Origin of the sequence: Halorubrum sp. SS7 (assembly GCF_005435055.1) — an archaeon.
In the GTDB taxonomy this organism is placed as follows: domain Archaea; phylum Halobacteriota; class Halobacteria; order Halobacteriales; family Haloferacaceae; genus Halorubrum; species Halorubrum salinarum.
Genome location: NZ_SGXV01000022.1, coordinates 15159 through 30045 on the forward strand (window position 1 = coordinate 15159; position 14887 = coordinate 30045).

Genomic DNA, 14887 nt, shown 5'->3' on the forward strand with positions numbered 1-14887 from the left:
TTCCGGGGCGATCTCGCCCGGATTCCGGCCGGGACCCGGCCGCGACGGCCGGGAGATCCGGGCGCCGCCGCCTACATTTAAGTAGCAGTCGCCGGACCCTCACCGTATGGCAACGGTGTATGCGGTCGCGTCGGCGAAGGGTGGGGTCGGGAAGACCACCACGACGGCCGCGCTGGCGACGATCCTGGCGGACTCGGGCGCCGACGTCGTCGCGATCGACGCCGACCTCGGCATGGCGAACCTCGCGGGCGCCGTCGGGGTGACGCCCGGCGAGACCACCCTCCACGACGCCCTGGCCGGCGAGGCGGACCCGGAGGACGCGGTCCGCGAGGGGCCGTCCGGCCTCCGGGTCGTCCCGGGGGCGACCGATCTCGACGCGTACGCCGCCGCGGACCCGTCGGGGCTCCGCCGGGTCGTCGAGGCGTTCGACGACGCGGACTACGTGTTCGTCGACGCGGGCGCCGGGCTGTCTCACGACTCCACGCTCCCGCTCGCGATCGCCGACGAGACGCTGCTCGTCTCGACGCCGGAGCGGAGCGCCCTCGGCGACACCGAGAAGACGCGGCAGCTGACCGAGCGGCTCGGCGGGACCGTCGCCGGCGCCGCGATCACCCGCGTGACCGACGACACCGACGAGGTCGTCACCGCCCTGCTCGACGTCCCCGTCCTCGGCCGGATCCCGGACGACGAGGCCGTCGCCCGGGCCGCGGCGGCGAACCGCCCGCTGCTGGCCGTCGCGCCCGACGCGCCGGCGACGCGCGCGTACCGCGACCTCGCCCGAGCGCTGACCGGCGCGGCCGTCGACGGGGCCGGGCTCGACGAGCCCGCGGCCGAGGCGGTCGGCGGCACCGAGGCGCCCGCAGCGGAAGCCGAGAGCGAGATCGATGACGAGGCCGAGGAAGCGTACGAGATGGGCGACGAGACCGAGGACGGACAGCCGGACGCGCCCGACGACGACGCGGTGATCGTCGACGACGGGCCGGCGGCCGACGACGAGCCCGACGGCGGCGAGGGCGAGGCCGACGAAGCGGAAGAGACCGGCGAGCCGGACGAGGCCGACGGGGAGGACGAGGACATCATCGTCGCGGACCCGGACGCGACCGGGGTGGCGGAGCCCGGCGACGGCGACGACATCATCGTCGCGAGCGAGAGCGAGGCGGCGGGTCCGGACGCGGGCGACGACACCGACGAAGACGGCGACGACGACACCGACGAAGACGGCGACGACGACGCGGGTGGCGGCGGGAGCGAGGCCTCCGACGATGACGGAGGCGAGACGACCGACGAGGGAACACCCGACGACGGCGACGAGCCGGAGGAGCCCGTCGACGACGGCGACGGGGCGGCTCGCGAGGGCATCGGCGCCGACCGAGAGGCGACCGAGAGCGACGAGGCCGGCGGACCCGGCGCCGGCGACGAGTCCGTGAGCGGCGGGAGAGCGGCCGCCGAGCTCGAGGCCACCGGCCCCGAGGCCGCGACGGACGAGGAGTCGGACACGATCCCCGACGCGGACGAGACGGCGCGCGGGGCGACCGCCGGCCGCGACGCCGGCGGCGACGGGCCCGAGGGCGGTTCGGGCGCCGATTCGGAGACCGACGACGACATCGACGACGAACTCGCGGGCAGCATCCCGTTCCGCGACGACGACACCGGGACGATGAACACCGTGCTGTCCGAGGAGGACGGCGAGAGCGAGGCGGAGGCGGACGACGGGGAACGCTCGGCGGACGCCGAGGCGGAGTCGACCGCGGACGCCGACGACGACGAGGAGAAGGACGGCGGCTTCTTCAGTCGGCTACTCGGCCGGTGAGGGCGACGGCTCGTCGGCGGGAGTGAGACGGGAGAACCGGGTGGGCCGCGGCGAGCCGGTCAGGCCTCGGAGGGGGCGCGGGCGCGGTCGCGGATCAGCTCGCGGATCTCCTCGGGGTCGGTGACCTCGGCGAGCTCCTCGCAGGAGACGAGGGCGGTGCCGTCGACCGACTCGCGCTTCTCGTCTTCCTCCGTGAAGTACACCGAGCGGGTCCGGGCCACCTCGCCGATGGAGGACATGATCCGGGCGCGCTTCTCGGCCGCGGCGGTGAACGCCGAGTGGCCGGTGAGCACGCGCGTCGCCGGGCTGTCCTCGTCCTCCGAGACGGCCTTGAACGGGGCGCGAGCGGTCGGGTGGACGGTGAAGCCCGCGCTCGTGAGCACGTGGAGGACGTGCTCGTCGTCGGGGTCAGCCTCGGGCGCGGAGGGGGTCGGCTCCGAGTCGCGGACCTCGTCCGCGCCGTCGAGCACGTCCACCGGGCTGGAGAACGGCTGGTCGAACAGCTCCTCCAGCTGGATCGCCACCTCGATGGAGGCGTTCATCCCGTCCTCGTACTTCGAGACGGTGCGCCGGGAGACGCCCAGCTCGTTCGCGAGCCGGCCGAGCGACCAGCCGCGCTCCTCGCGCTCGTCGGCCAGCAGGTCGCCGTCGAGGCTGACGTACAGGCCGCCGGGGGCGGCGTAGATGAGCGGCGGCATCCCCTCGACGAACAGGTCGTAGGCGGTGTCGGGGTTGATCACCGGCACGCCGTGTCGGAAGTAGACGACGCCGGGCTTCAGCTCCTCGTCGCGGGTGCGGATCCCGATCACCATCGGCGTCCCCCTGAGGTACTCGCCGAGCCGGCGCATCTCCGCGCCGGTCTCCGCGTCGAGCGCGTCGACGTTGCCGAGGATCTTCAACAGGAGGAGGTCCTCGTCGCGGCGGGCCGCCACGTCGAAGCTCTTGGGCCGGACCGCACACCGGTCGCTGACGAGGAACCCTGCGTCCTCCAGCATCGCGGTGACGTTCCCGATGAGCGCAGTCCGGGACATAGCCGGAATAAGCGTCTCGCCGTATATATGCGTTGTGTCGTCGGTGTGGCGACGAAACTGCCGCCCGCCTGCGATTTCCGTCGTTCGAGGCGGGAAACGGTTAAATACTCGACCGCCCCGGAAACGCGGTCGGCGAGCCGCGGGGCTCCGCTCGGCGGTCGGGGGAGGCCGGCCTCGAAAGGGGCTTGACGCGCCGCCGCGAACGCGGGCACATGCCGATCGTCGCCGTCGACGACACCGACTCCCGCGAGCGCGGGATGTGTACGACGTACGTGGCGACGCGGATCGCGGCGCGGCTCGCGGACGGCGGCGCCCGGATCCGGCGGCGCCTCCTCGTCCGCCTGAACCCGGCGGTGAAACACAAGACGCGGGGGAACGCCGCGGTCGCGCTCCACGTCTCCGGGGTCGACGCGGAGCGGGCCGCGGCGGTCGCGGTCGAGACGGTCGAGGAGTTCGCCGCCGCGGCGGACCCGCGGACCTCCCCCGGCGTCGTCGTCGCCGACCGCGACGCAGACGGCGACCCCTTCGACCCGACCGGCGCGCCGATCCCCGAGGCGGTCGCCGCGTTCGCGCGGCGCGCGCTCCGCGAGCGGCTCTCCGTCGCGGAGGCGGTCGAGGTCGCGGAGGAACAGGGGTTCCGACACGCCGCGGTCGGCTCGGCCGGCGGGGCGGAGAGAGCGGACGAGGCCGTCGCGGGGCGGGGCCGGATCGGCGCGCTCGCGGCGGTGGGCGCGCCGGCCGCGTTCGACGACTGGACCTTCGAGCGCATCTCCTACCGCGAGCTGGACCGCTGCGGGACGCCGCGCGAGGTCGACGCCGACAGCGTCTTCGACGCCGCGGCGGAGGGGTACCCGACGGTCTGGGACACCGTCGACCGGGAGACCGGCGCGGCCGTCTGCGTCCCGAACGCCCCCGGCCCGATCCTCCACGGGATCCGGGGCGACGACCCGGCCGCGTGCCGCGAGATCGCGGACGGGATCGAGGGCGAGCCGGTCGAGCGCGCGGCGACGTTCCTGACGAACCAGGGCACGGACGCGCACCTCGCGCCCGGCCGGATCGGCGACCTCCGCGACGGCGCCGGCTATCGGGTCGCCGGGAGGATCGCGAGCCAGCCGGAGACGAAACGGGGGGGACACGTCCACGTCGACGTGGCGGCCGACCGCGACGCGGTCGCCGACGACGGCGCGGCCGACGCCGGGGACGGGACCGACTCCGACCGCCTCCGCGCCGTCGCGTTCGCGCCCACGGGCCGGTTCCGCGACCGGGTGCGCGCGCTCCGGCCGGGCGACCGGGTCACCCTCTGCGGCGAACACGAGGTGCGGGCGGACGCGGCGGGGCCCGAGAGCACCCTGAAACTGGAGAAGTTCGCCGTCCGCGACCTCGTCCGGACCGCGCCAGCGGTCCCGACCTGCCCCGACTGCGGGCGGTCGATGTCGTCGGCGGGGAGCGGACAGGGGTACCGGTGTCGCGACTGCGGGACGAGCGCGCCGGGGAAGGTCGCGGAACCGATCGAACGCGACCTCGAACCGGGGTGGTACGAGGTGCCGCCGAGCGCGCGCCGCCACGTCGCGAAGCCGCTCGTCCGCGGCGGGTTCGACGCGCCCACGCACCCGGAGCGGTGAAATCGCGTCCGGCGACCTCGACCGCGTCGCCCGGAGCGATGAAGTGCCTCCGCCGCGAGCGACCGCTATGACCGGCATCGTCTTCCACGCGACGGAGCGGCGCGACGCGGTCGTCGAGTTCTACCGCGAGCGGCTGAACGCGACCGTGCGGCTCGAACAGCCCGACTGTACGATCTTAGAGTTCGACGGGTTCCTGTTCGGGTTCTGCGAGCGCGACGCGGCCGACGACTGCGGCATCCTCACCTTCGTCTACCCGGACCGCGACGGGGTCGACGCCGCGAGCGAGCGGCTCGGCGACGCGGTCGTGACGGAACCGCGAGAGAACGAGACGTACGACATCTACCAGTGTTTCGCCGAGGACCCCGAGGGCCGGACCGTCGAGTGTCAGGTCTTCCTCGACGATGGCGTCGACATCGAGTAGGTGCCCGCGCCGCGCGTCGAGGGCCCGTCCTACCCGTCGCAGGCCCGCGCTACCCGTGGAGGTCGCGCTCCTCGCGCCACGCCGTCGCCCGCTCCTCGGCCGCGTCCCGGTCGTCGAACCGCTCGCGCTCGTAGGCCGACTCGTCGGTCGCCTGTTCCATCACGTCGAGGCGGACGACGAAGCCGCCGGCCGAGCGCTCGCGGAGCCTGACGGTCGCGTACCCGTCCGATCGCTCCCACTCGGTGACCGTGCCGTCGTCGCGCTCCAGCGACCAGCTCATACCCGGGCGGACGCGCCCCGCGGCTAAAGCGGTGCGGTTCCGCGGCGGCCGAGCGGGGGCCGTCCGCCGGCCGACGGTCCGGGCCGGGCGCGGCGTCGGTCGGGTCAGTCGCCCGTGCTCGGCGACCGACCGGCGCTCGGCGACCCCTCCGCGTTCGGCGACGCGGCGTACCCGCACACCGGGCAGAGGACGTAGCCGAGCGAGTCGTACGGCACCGACGTCGAGGGGGCGCTCACGTCGCACTCCGGGCAGTCGAAGGTCGCGGCGTTCTCGGTCGACATGCTATCACGTAGCGACCGATCCGGCGTAGTTATGCGCCGCTTGCTGTCACCGCAAGGCCACCCTACTTATATACCGAGGCCGAACTCCGGCCCGTGACAGACGACGCACACGCGGACCGGTCGGGAGGGGAGCGACCGGCCGACCCGCACGAGCGGCGGCGCGAGCTGGCGGCGCGGCGGCTGGACGAGGCCGGCGCGGCGGGGCTGGTCGCGTTCCCGAGCCGCAACCTCCAGTACCTCACCGGCTTCGCCGAGGAGCCGGGCGAGCGGCACTTCTTCCTCGTCGTGCCGGCGGCGAGCGCGGCCGACCCGGAGCCGGCGCTGCTCGCCCCGGCGCTGTACGAGACGCAGGTCCGAGAGGCGACGACCGTCGGGGAGGTGCGGACGTGGAGCGACGGCGACGACCCGGTCGCGGCGACGCGCGAGCTGCTCGCCGACCGCGGGCTCGACTCGGGGCGGCTCCTCGTCGACGACACGATGTGGGCGCGGTTCACGCAGGACCTCCGCGCGGCGGCGCCGGACGCCGAGTGGGGGCTCGCGAGCGAGGCGCTCGCCGACCTCCGGGTGCGGAAGGACGACGCCGAGCTGACGGCCCTCCGCGAGGCGGCCGGGGTCGCGGACGCGGTCGTCGGCGACCTCCGCGACCTGGGCGCCGACGCGGTCGGGATGACGGAGGCGGCGCTCGCCGACTGGATCGCGGACCGGCTGACCGAGCGCGGCGGGCGCGGGGTCAGCTTCGAGACGGTCGTCGGGGCGGGCGAGAACGGCGCGAAGCCCCACCACGGCCACGGCGACCGCGAGATCCGGGCTGGCGAGCCGGTCGTCTTGGACTTCGGGACGCGCGTCGACGGGTACCCGTCGGACCAGACGCGGACGCTCGCCTTCGGCGGCGAGCCGAGCGAGGCGTACCGCGAGGTCCACGAGGTCGTGCGCGAGGCGCAGGCGGCCGGCGTCGAGGCGGTCGGGCCCGGCGTCCCCGCGTCGGCCGTCGACCGCGCCGCGCGCGAGGTCGTCGAGGCGGCCGGGTACGGCGATGCGTTCGTCCACCGGACCGGCCACGGCGTGGGCCTGGACGTCCACGAGGAGCCGTACCTCGTCGCCGGCAACGACCGCCCGCTGGAGCCGGGGATGGTCTGCTCCGTCGAGCCCGGGATCTACCTCGACGGGCGGTTCGGCTGTCGGATCGAGGACCTCGTGGTCGTCACCGAGGACGGCTGCGAGCGCCTGAACCGGACCGACCGCGGGTGGGCGTGACCGGCGGTGAGGCGAGCGGCGGGACCGACGGCTCGTGGCCGTGGCCGTCGTCGAGGGCGACGCGCCGCTCGGCGTCGGTGTCGCGAAACGGAAGAGGCGGAGACCGGCGTGCCGACGTTCGACACGCGAATACGGGAGTCGTGTGCCGTGCCCCCAACCGGTAAATGCCGCCGGATGATATAACAGTATTACCGAATTATTCCGGGTGTATTCCCCCAGTCGGACCGAGCGGGCGGGGCTCGCCCCGCGGGCGACCGGACGGCATCGAAACCATTAGTGTCGCCCGAGCGGAACCGCGGGGCATGAGCGACACCGATGCGGACGAGGACGAGGAGGCGGAAGCGGCGCCGGCCGTCGAACTCGGCGACGGGCCGGACGTGGCCGGCGAGCCGGTCGCCCGCGTCGCGTCGCGGCTCATGTGGCCCGCGACGCGCAGCGACGTCCGCGAACAGGAGGGCGACGCCGAGATCCGGACGCCCGACGGCCCGCAGACGCTCGACGACGTGCTCGCGGACTCGGAGGTGCCCCTCTTCGAGAGCCGGAGCGACTTCCTCCAGGCGGTCGAGGACGTCGTCGGCCGCGGCCCGGTCGCGACCAAGTAAGCGACGAGCGCGGCGACGCTATTTATAAATGACCGCCGAGACGGCGAGAGAGACATTTATAAATCGGCGGTCGGCGCGCCCCGGTGAGCGGCCCGAAGGGCCGCGAACCGCCGGTGCGAGGGAGTCAGTCGCCGGAGCGAAGCGACGGCGACTGACGAGGCTGGGGAGGCGCGAGGTGTGGTCGCTGTGCGTTGCCGCGAGCGCAGCGAGCGGGAGCACGGAAGTCGCAGCCCGCGCAGCGAACGGAGTGAGCGAGCAGGAACGTCTTCCGGAGGGGCGGGACTCAAAGGGGCAGTTGCGAGGACAGCGCAGGCGACGTAAGCACCGCAGGAGCGAGTGAAACGAGCGACGAGGAGCGCAACGAGCGTGCGCTGTCCTCGCGACTGGGGCTTTGGCGGTGTTGGCCGCCGATCCGTTGACGACTATTTATACGTGCGCTACGGCACCGCCGAAACGCTACCCGTTTACACCGCCGCTGTCCGATCCGTCCCGATCCAGCCACGCGGTCGCGAGCGACTCGAACGGCGACGAGTAGCTCATCAGCGTCGTCCCGAGCACCGCCATCACGAGGACGTAGGCGACCGCGAACGCGTTGATCGTCGCCGCGAGCGCCGGGTCGAACGAGCCGGCCTCCGCGCCGGAGACCGCGACGGTCGCGATGATGAGCGAGAACTCGCCCCGGGTGGTCATCCCGAGGCCGACGCGCGTCGAGCGCCGGGCGTCGAGGTCGAACGCGCGCCCCGCGAAGTAGCCGGTGACGGCCTTCGTCGGCGTGGTCACGACGACCGCGAGGGCGACGAGCGCCGCCACGTCGGCGAACAGCGCGGGGTCGGTGACGAGCCCGATCCAGAAGAAGAACACCGCGGCGAACACGTCGCGGACCGGCTCCAGGATCGTCTCGATGTCGTGGGCCCGCCCGGTCGCGGAGAACGCCATCCCGACGAAGAACGCCGCGACCGCCTCGCTGACGCCGAGCGCGAGCGCCGCGCCGGCGACGAACACGACGGCGGCGACGGCCCGGAGCGCGACGAACTCCATGTTGTCCGTCGCCACCAGCCGGTCGAACGCCGACGTGCCGAAGCGAACGGCGGCGAGTAACACGAGGATGAACCCGACCGCGATCCCGACGTCCGCGGCGGCCGCGGCGACGTCGCCGCCGCCGAGCACGAGGGCGGACGCGACCGCGAGGTACACCGCGATGAACAGGTCCTCGTAGACGAGGGTGCCGAGCAGCGGCTCCGCCTCGTCGTTGGCGATCCAGCCGAGGTCGATGAGCGACTTCGTGATCACCGCCGACGAGGAGATGTAGACGATCCCCGCGATCAGGAACGCCGGGAGGAACGCCCCGAAGACGAGCCACCCGAGGACGAGCCCGACCCCGAAGTTCGCGAGGTCGATCGTCCCGGCCGTCCCGATCGGGCCCCGCCGGGCGAGCAGCCGGTCGAGGTTGAACTCCAGCCCGAGGAAGAACAGCAGGAAGACGATCCCCAGCTCCGCGCCGAGGGAGATGAACTCCGTCTCGGGCACGTAGGCGGTCCCGACGACCGGGAGCGAGAGCCGTCCGAGAACGTACTGCCCGAGGAGCGTCCCGACGAGGATGTACGCGGGGATCACGGACTGGCCGAGGCGGCTCGCGACCGCGCCGGCGGCCGCGACCGCGACGAACATGACGCCGACGTCGAGCAGCGCCACTACCGCTCACCCCGAGCGCCGACGGTCGCGGTCACCGGACCGCCCGGAGCGGCCGCGGCGCCGAGGGGCGACGCGCCGAGTCCGCCGGTCATTCGGTGAGTATCTCCTCGAACGCCTCGCAGTTCTCCGGCGTGCCGACCCCGATCAGCGTGTCGCCCTCGCGGAGGGTGGTGCCGGCGCCCGGGCTGTCGAGCACCTCGTCGTCGCGCTGGATGGCGACGACCGCGAGCCCGGTGCGGTTGCCGATGTCGGCGCTCTCCAGCGTCTCTCCGACGAGCGGCGAGCCCGGGGGCAGCTCGTACCACTCCAAGAGGATGCCGCCCGGCAGCGTCGTCTCCTGGGTATCGGGCTCGACGGGCTGGAAGTACGCCCCCTCGATGATCGAGCCGATCGTCCGCGCGAGGTCGTCGGAGAACTCGAACGCCTTCTCGGAGTCGGCGTCCGGGTCGGACCGGCGAAACACCTCCCGTTTGCCCGTGTTGTGGATGACGACGACCATCTCCTCGCCGCCGCCTAACTCGATCTCGAACTTCTTCCCGACCCCCGGGAGGTCGGACTCGGTGATCGTCATACGGAGCACAGAGAGCCCACCGTAATATGTCTGTACGTCGCCGGACGAGGGGGGACGAGTCCGGGCGACGCGTCGCCCGCTGCGGGCCGTCGGAGTCCCGGCGGGCGCCCGCGTCGGACGCGCGTCGGTCGTCGCACCAAACGCTAAGTGGACCGGGTCCGAGGGGACGGGTATGTGGGGCTCCCGCGGGAGTCGGGACCGGCGGACGGTCGTGTGTATCGCGTGCGGCGACTCGGTGCTGCGGGAGGACGCGCGCGAGTACGACAAGGAGGGCGACCGCTGGAGCCGGCGCGACAAGGAGTTCGAGTACCTCTGTGCCGACTGCGACGACGAGATCTGCCACCAGCCGCGCGACGGGCTCGAATCGCTGCTCCGGTCGATCGAGGCGGACGGGCTCAGCGACGAGGAGTTCCTCGGGCGCTACGTCGACGCGGTGGCGGACGACGGCGCTCGGAGCGACGAGGGCGACGCCGGCGCCCGGTCGGACCGCGGCCGCTCCGACCGCACGCGCTCCGACCGCGACCGCTCGGACCGCGACCGATAGTTCTACCAAGCGCGGGTCGGTACCGCGGGGATAGGTATGTGTGCCCTCCACGCAGCGACCGCGACGCCGGTTCCGGCGGCCGTCGACTCCCTCGGCTCAGTTCCGACCGCGATCAGCGCCCTCGACCCGGTCCCGACCGCGATCGGCGCCGGCGCGCTGGTCCTCGGCATCGTCCTCCTCGCGCGCGGCGCGAGCGGCGCCCGCGACGCGGTCCGGGTCCTCCGAACGACGCCGACCGACCCGGCCGGACTCGACGGCGCGGAGCGGGGGATACGGGTCACCGGCCGCGCCGCCGCGGTCGACGACGATACGCTCCCGGCGCCGTTCGGCGGCGACCCGTGCCTCTGCGTCGAGTACGACGTGTCCGAGCTCCGCAGCCAGGGGAAGGGGCAGTCGTGGGTCTCGATCGACGGGGGGGAGGCCGGCGTCCCGTTCCGGGTCGACGCCGGCGGGACCGGGGTCCGGGTCGACCCCGCGGCGGCGACGTTCTCGCTCGACGTCGACGAGAAGGTCAAACTCGACGCCGGCGAGGAGCCGCCCGAGCGCGTCCGGGGGTTCATCGACGCGGTCGACGAGGTCGACGACACGGAGACCGGGTACGAGATCGGCCCGCTCACGATCGGCGACGACCCGCGGCGGCGGTACGTCCAGCGGGCGCTCCGCCCGGGCGACGAGGTGACGGTCGTCGGCGACGCCGCGGCGTTCCCGGACGCGCCGGTCGGCGAGGTGAAGTCGCGGGTCGCGGACGGCGCGCCGTTCGTCGTCTCGGACGCGACCGCGCGCCGGACCGCGCTCCGACTGGTCGGCGCGTCGGCGGTCCCGGTCGTCCTCGGCGCGGTCGCGCTCGCCGTCGCCGCGCTGGCGCTGGCGCCGGCTGTCGCCGCGCTCGTCTGACCGCGCGCTCGGACGAACCGGGCGCGCCCGACCGAGAGACGACGCCCGCGTCACGCCGCCCGACAGGCCTTTCTAACGCACCCGCGTTGGTGGAGGTATGTCAGACGACGAGCCGAAGCCGGGGTCCGCCGAGGACCAGGGCCCCGTGACGATCACGCCGGCGCTCGCGGACCGACTCGCGGAGAAGCGCGAGGAGCTGTTCGAGGAGTTCGGGATCCGCGACGAGTTCCCGAACGAGGTCCTCCGCGAGGCCGAGGCCCGGACCGAGGGCGTCTACGAGGAGATCGAGGCCGAGATCGACGAGCGCGAGGACCTCCGCGACCTCACCACGTGGACCACCGACCCGGTCGACGCGCAGGACTTCGACGACGCCATCTCCATCGAGCGCGAGGACGGGGCCTACCGGCTGTGGGTCCACATCGCCGACGTGACCCACTACGTCACGCCCGACACCGCGATGTGGGAGGAGGCCGTCGAGCGGGCGAACACCGTCTACCTGCCCGACTACACGATCCACATGCTCCCGCCGGTGCTGGCCGAGACCGTCTGCTCGCTCGTCCCGAACGAGGACCGGCTCGCCCACACCGTGGAGATGGAGATAGACGAGGAGACCCTCTCGTTCGAGGACATCGACATCTACAAGTCCGTCATCAACTCCGACGAGCGGCTCACCTACAAGGAGTGCGAGAACCGGCTCGACGACCCCGACCTCCCCCTGAGCGAGGAGAACCAGCTCGCCTTCGAGCTCGCGGACCGGATGCACGAGCAGCGCAAGGAGGACGGCTCGCTCGTCCTCAACCCCCGGCGCGACCGCGCGCACACCATCATCGAGGAGTCGATGCTGAAGGCGAACAAGGCGGTGACGCACACGCTGATGTGGGACCGCGGCGTCGAGGCGATGTACCGTGTCCACCCGCAGCCGACCCCCGACCAGTGGAACGAGGCGCTCAAGGAGATCCAAGAGCTCGACGGCGTCTCGATCCCCGGCAACGCGTGGGGCGACGACCCGCGGAAGGCGGTCAACGCCGCCCTCGAAGAGTCCCCGGAGCGCCAGCTCAACAAGATCCAGCGCGCCGTGCTGAAGGTGATGCCCCGGGCGAAGTACATGAACGACCCGTTCGGCGGTCACCACGCGCTCAACTTCGACATCTACGGCCACTTCACCTCGCCCATCCGGCGGCTCTCCGACACGATCAACCACTGGATCGTCCACGAGAACGACGTGCCCGAGACCCTCGTCGAGCTGTGCGACCACGCCAGCGACAAGCAGAAGGACGGCGAGACCGCCGAGCGGCTCTACAAGCAGTTCCTCCAGGAGCAGGGGCTCGACCCCTACGCGGTCAACAACCGCGGCGTCGAGGTCGTCGAGGACCCGGAGGAGGCGAAACACACCGCCTGATCGGCGAGGGATATACGCCCGTGCGGCCGCAAGGCGTGGTATGGACGCCCACGACCACGGCGACGCGGACCGGCACGCGAAGGACCCGCTCGAACCGACCGGCGACCCCGAGCGCGACGCGGAGCGCGCGGCGACGGTCGGCGGGTTCACCGGGGCCGTCCTCGGGGCCCGCGGCGGCCCGATCGGCGCCGGCATCGGGGCCTTCCTCGGCGGCTCGACCGGTTACGCGGTCGGCTACGCGCTGAGCGAACTGGAGTCGGCCGACCGCGACGAGTTCGGTGACGACGACGCGGGCGATCACGAGGCGACGGAGTCCGGACCGGACGCGGTCGACGACGGACCCGTGACGATCGATGTCGAGGCCGAGAGCGAGGCCGACGGCGACGAAGACTCCGGCGCGCACGCTCACGAAGGCGACGAGGACGAGGAAGACGACGACCACGAGGAAGAAGTCGCCGACCACGAGGCCGACGACGAACACACCGATTGACCCCGTTCCCGGCGCGGGGCTGCCGCGGAGCGAACCTTGATTGCCGGCGGCGACGACCCGCCGCCATGGTAACCCAGCGCATCGTCGACCACTGCCTGTCGGTCGACCCCGACCGGCCGGACCTCCCGGCGCACCTCCTCGACTGGTTCGCGGTCGCGGTCGGCGGCGCGACTCACGCCGACTCCACGCCGGCGATCCTCGACGGCGTCCGGAAGGTCGCGGGCCCGACGCCCGACCCCGAGAGCGACGCCGCCGCGACGGTCCTCCCGAGCGGCGAGCGGCTGACCCCCGCGGACGCGGCGCTCGCGAACGGGGCGCTCGCGCACAGCCTCGACTTCGACGACACCCACCTCGCCTCCTCGCTCCACCCGGGCGCGCCGGTGATCGCCGCCGCGCTCGCGGCGGCCGAGGGTGAGGGTCCGGAGACGCCAGCGGACCGGTTCCGCGCGGGCGTCGCGGCCGGCTACGACGTGGCCTGTACCGTCGGCGAGGCGGTCGGGCCGGACGCCCACTACGACCGCGGCTTCCACGTCACTGCGACCTGCGGGACGTTCGGGGCCGTCGCGGCGGCGGGCGTGGTCCGCGGCCTCGACGCCGACGAACTGCGGGACGCCTTCGGGATCGCGGGGAGCCAGGCGGCCGGCTCGCTCCAGTTCCTCGCGAACGGCGCGTGGAACAAGCGGCTCCACCCCGGGCTCGCGGCGCGCCGCGGCATCGAGGCGACCGACCTCGCGGCCGCCGGGGTCGTCGGCGCGGCCGACCCGCTCGACGGCGAGCACGGCTTCTTTTCAGGGTACTCCGACGAGCCGAACCCCGCCGCCGTCGACCGGATCAGCGAGCGCGACGCGGTCGCGGAGACGGGCCGCAAGCCGTACCCGTGCTGCCGCTACCTCCACGCCGCGATCGACGGGCTCCGGGAGGTAGCCCCCGCGGTCGACCCCGACGCGGTCGAGGGGATCGAGGTCGCGATCCCGAGCGCGGGCGTCCGGCTCACGGGCGAGCCGATCGCGGCGAAGCGGCGCCCCGAGGGGTTCGTCGACTGCCAGTTCTCCGCGCCGTTCGCCGCCGCCGTGACGCTGACCGAGGGGACCGCCGACGCCGAGGCGTTCCTGCGCGCGGTCGGGCGCCTCGACGGGCCGCCGCGGTGGGACGACCCCGCGATTCGTCGGCTGATGGACGCGACGAGCGTGGAGACCGACCCGGCGATCGAGGCGCGGTTCCCCGAGGCGTGGGGCGCGCGGGTGACCGTGACCGCCGGCGGCGAGACGCGCGAGGCGTCGGTGAGCGTCCCGCTCGGCGAGCCGGAGAAGCCGATGTCGGCCGCGGAGACGGAGGCGAAGGCGGCGGGGCTGCTCGCGGGCAGCGGCGTCGACGCCGACCGCCTCGCGGCCGTCGTCGAGTCGCTCTCCGGGCGGTCCGTCGCGGACCTCGTCGACGCGGCGACGGCGGAGTGAGAGGGAGTCTCAGTCGTCGTCGGACGGCTTCCCGACGATGACGGGGCGGTCCGCGTTGAGGATGACGGACTGGCTGACGCTGCCGAACAGCGCCTTCCCGACCGGGGAGCGCTCGCGCATCCCGAGCACGATCGAGTCGACGTCGCGGTCGGCCGCGACCGCGAGGATCGCGTCCGCGGCGTCGCCGACGTGGAGCTCCCGGTCGTGGGAGATCCCGAGCTCGTCGAGCCGCGCCTCGACGGCCTCCAGCGAGTCGGGGATCCCGCGGAGGTCCTCGATCGACTCGTTGATCTCGTCGATGACCGACGAGCCCGCCTCGTCGGCGGGCGCGTCGACGGACTCGTACACGTGCAACAGCGTGACCTCGATCTCCGCGGCGTCGGCCGGGAGCGATTCGAGGATGTCGACCTGCGAGAGCGCGCGGTCCGTCTCGATGTCGACGGGCAACAGGACGTGGTACATACGGCGGGATTGAACGCCGGCCTTCTTAAACACCCCCGCCGGATCCGAGGGCCCGCGAACGCCGCGCCTCGGCGAGTCAG

The 14887-nt window shown here is 73.4% G+C and carries 16 protein-coding genes; 10 read left to right on the top strand and 6 right to left on the bottom strand.

The window, feature by feature from the left end; all coding sequences use genetic code 11:
- The first annotated feature begins 106 nt into the window (after positions 1 to 106).
- On the top strand, positions 107 to 1810 hold the full coding sequence (gene minD, locus EXE44_RS15105) for a cell division ATPase MinD (RefSeq protein ID WP_137717830.1): 1704 nt from the start codon (positions 107 to 109) through the stop codon (positions 1808 to 1810).
- Positions 1811 to 1869: 59 nt separating this feature from the next.
- On the opposite strand, the gene EXE44_RS15110 is transcribed toward minD, so the two are convergent.
- Positions 1870 to 2841: a transcriptional regulator gene (locus EXE44_RS15110; RefSeq protein ID WP_137717831.1), complete on the bottom strand. Its 972-nt coding sequence runs from the start codon at positions 2839 to 2841 to the stop codon at positions 1870 to 1872.
- Between the two features lie 212 nt (positions 2842 to 3053).
- On the opposite strand from EXE44_RS15110, the gene EXE44_RS15115 reads away from it, so the two are divergent.
- Both EXE44_RS15115 and EXE44_RS15120 read left to right on the top strand, forming a co-directional pair.
- Positions 3054 to 4463, top strand: a complete 1410-nt coding sequence (locus tag EXE44_RS15115) for a tRNA(Ile)(2)-agmatinylcytidine synthase (protein ID WP_137717832.1) — start codon at positions 3054 to 3056, stop codon at positions 4461 to 4463.
- A gap of 67 nt (positions 4464 to 4530) precedes the next feature.
- Complete coding sequence (locus EXE44_RS15120) at positions 4531 to 4884, top strand: VOC family protein (RefSeq protein ID WP_137717833.1); 354 nt, start codon at positions 4531 to 4533, stop codon at positions 4882 to 4884.
- 49 nt (positions 4885 to 4933) lie between these two features.
- Here EXE44_RS15120 and EXE44_RS15125 read toward each other — a convergent pair whose 3' ends face one another.
- On the bottom strand, positions 4934 to 5164 hold the full coding sequence (locus tag EXE44_RS15125; protein WP_137717834.1) for a hypothetical protein: 231 nt from the start codon (positions 5162 to 5164) through the stop codon (positions 4934 to 4936).
- Positions 5165 to 5268: 104 nt separating this feature from the next.
- On the bottom strand, positions 5269 to 5445 hold the full coding sequence (locus tag EXE44_RS20840) for a hypothetical protein (RefSeq protein ID WP_199241222.1): 177 nt from the start codon (positions 5443 to 5445) through the stop codon (positions 5269 to 5271).
- Positions 5446 to 5538: 93 nt separating this feature from the next.
- On the opposite strand from EXE44_RS20840, the gene EXE44_RS15130 reads away from it, so the two are divergent.
- Both EXE44_RS15130 and EXE44_RS15135 read left to right on the top strand, forming a co-directional pair.
- On the top strand, positions 5539 to 6699 hold the full coding sequence (locus EXE44_RS15130; RefSeq protein ID WP_137717835.1) for an aminopeptidase P family protein: 1161 nt from the start codon (positions 5539 to 5541) through the stop codon (positions 6697 to 6699).
- 302 nt (positions 6700 to 7001) lie between these two features.
- On the top strand, positions 7002 to 7301 hold the full coding sequence (locus EXE44_RS15135; RefSeq protein WP_137717836.1) for a DUF5789 family protein: 300 nt from the start codon (positions 7002 to 7004) through the stop codon (positions 7299 to 7301).
- A 456-nt stretch (positions 7302 to 7757) separates the two neighbouring features.
- On the opposite strand, the gene EXE44_RS15140 is transcribed toward EXE44_RS15135, so the two are convergent.
- Both EXE44_RS15140 and EXE44_RS15145 read right to left on the bottom strand, forming a co-directional pair.
- Complete coding sequence (locus EXE44_RS15140) at positions 7758 to 8993, bottom strand: cation:proton antiporter (RefSeq protein ID WP_137717837.1); 1236 nt, start codon at positions 8991 to 8993, stop codon at positions 7758 to 7760.
- Between the two features lie 88 nt (positions 8994 to 9081).
- Positions 9082 to 9564, bottom strand: a complete 483-nt coding sequence (locus EXE44_RS15145; RefSeq protein ID WP_137717838.1) for a cation:proton antiporter regulatory subunit — start codon at positions 9562 to 9564, stop codon at positions 9082 to 9084.
- A 172-nt stretch (positions 9565 to 9736) separates the two neighbouring features.
- Between EXE44_RS15145 and EXE44_RS15150 the strand changes: the two genes are divergently transcribed.
- The 5 genes from EXE44_RS15150 (at position 9737) to EXE44_RS15170 (ending at position 14345) form a co-directional block, all read left to right on the top strand.
- The gene (locus EXE44_RS15150) at positions 9737 to 10108 is read left to right on the top strand and encodes a hypothetical protein (protein WP_137717839.1); all 372 of its coding nucleotides are present in this window, start codon (positions 9737 to 9739) and stop codon (positions 10106 to 10108) included.
- A 36-nt stretch (positions 10109 to 10144) separates the two neighbouring features.
- The gene (locus EXE44_RS15155) at positions 10145 to 11002 is read left to right on the top strand and encodes a hypothetical protein (RefSeq protein ID WP_137717840.1); all 858 of its coding nucleotides are present in this window, start codon (positions 10145 to 10147) and stop codon (positions 11000 to 11002) included.
- A gap of 97 nt (positions 11003 to 11099) precedes the next feature.
- A complete protein-coding gene (locus tag EXE44_RS15160; protein WP_137717841.1) occupies positions 11100 to 12401 on the top strand; it encodes a ribonuclease R family protein in 1302 nt (433 codons plus the stop codon).
- Between the two features lie 40 nt (positions 12402 to 12441).
- The gene (locus EXE44_RS15165; protein WP_137717842.1) at positions 12442 to 12891 is read left to right on the top strand and encodes a hypothetical protein; all 450 of its coding nucleotides are present in this window, start codon (positions 12442 to 12444) and stop codon (positions 12889 to 12891) included.
- Between the two features lie 65 nt (positions 12892 to 12956).
- The gene (locus EXE44_RS15170) at positions 12957 to 14345 is read left to right on the top strand and encodes an MmgE/PrpD family protein (RefSeq protein WP_137717843.1); all 1389 of its coding nucleotides are present in this window, start codon (positions 12957 to 12959) and stop codon (positions 14343 to 14345) included.
- A 9-nt stretch (positions 14346 to 14354) separates the two neighbouring features.
- Here the strand turns inward: EXE44_RS15170 and EXE44_RS15175 are convergent, their stop codons facing one another.
- Positions 14355 to 14807, bottom strand: a complete 453-nt coding sequence (locus EXE44_RS15175) for a universal stress protein (protein WP_121600315.1) — start codon at positions 14805 to 14807, stop codon at positions 14355 to 14357.
- Between the last annotated feature and the right edge of the window lie 80 nt (positions 14808 to 14887).

Excerpts from the sequence above, each read along its gene's own strand:
- minD (WP_137717830.1), top strand. The coding sequence starts at position 107 with ATGGCAACGGTGTATGCGGTCGCGTCGGCGAAGGGTGGGGTCGGGAAG.
- EXE44_RS15110 (WP_137717831.1), bottom strand. The coding sequence starts at position 2,841 with ATGTCCCGGACTGCGCTCATCGGGAACGTCACCGCGATGCTGGAGGAC.
- EXE44_RS15115 (WP_137717832.1), top strand. The coding sequence starts at position 3,054 with ATGCCGATCGTCGCCGTCGACGACACCGACTCCCGCGAGCGCGGGATG.
- EXE44_RS15120 (WP_137717833.1), top strand. The coding sequence starts at position 4,531 with ATGACCGGCATCGTCTTCCACGCGACGGAGCGGCGCGACGCGGTCGTC.
- EXE44_RS15125 (WP_137717834.1), bottom strand. The coding sequence starts at position 5,164 with ATGAGCTGGTCGCTGGAGCGCGACGACGGCACGGTCACCGAGTGGGAG.
- EXE44_RS20840 (WP_199241222.1), bottom strand. The coding sequence starts at position 5,445 with ATGTCGACCGAGAACGCCGCGACCTTCGACTGCCCGGAGTGCGACGTG.
- EXE44_RS15135 (WP_137717836.1), top strand. The coding sequence starts at position 7,002 with ATGAGCGACACCGATGCGGACGAGGACGAGGAGGCGGAAGCGGCGCCG.
- EXE44_RS15145 (WP_137717838.1), bottom strand. The coding sequence starts at position 9,564 with ATGACGATCACCGAGTCCGACCTCCCGGGGGTCGGGAAGAAGTTCGAG.
- EXE44_RS15150 (WP_137717839.1), top strand. The coding sequence starts at position 9,737 with ATGTGGGGCTCCCGCGGGAGTCGGGACCGGCGGACGGTCGTGTGTATC.
- EXE44_RS15155 (WP_137717840.1), top strand. The coding sequence starts at position 10,145 with ATGTGTGCCCTCCACGCAGCGACCGCGACGCCGGTTCCGGCGGCCGTC.
- EXE44_RS15160 (WP_137717841.1), top strand. The coding sequence starts at position 11,100 with ATGTCAGACGACGAGCCGAAGCCGGGGTCCGCCGAGGACCAGGGCCCC.
- EXE44_RS15165 (WP_137717842.1), top strand. The coding sequence starts at position 12,442 with ATGGACGCCCACGACCACGGCGACGCGGACCGGCACGCGAAGGACCCG.
- EXE44_RS15170 (WP_137717843.1), top strand. The coding sequence starts at position 12,957 with ATGGTAACCCAGCGCATCGTCGACCACTGCCTGTCGGTCGACCCCGAC.
- EXE44_RS15175 (WP_121600315.1), bottom strand. The coding sequence starts at position 14,807 with ATGTACCACGTCCTGTTGCCCGTCGACATCGAGACGGACCGCGCGCTC.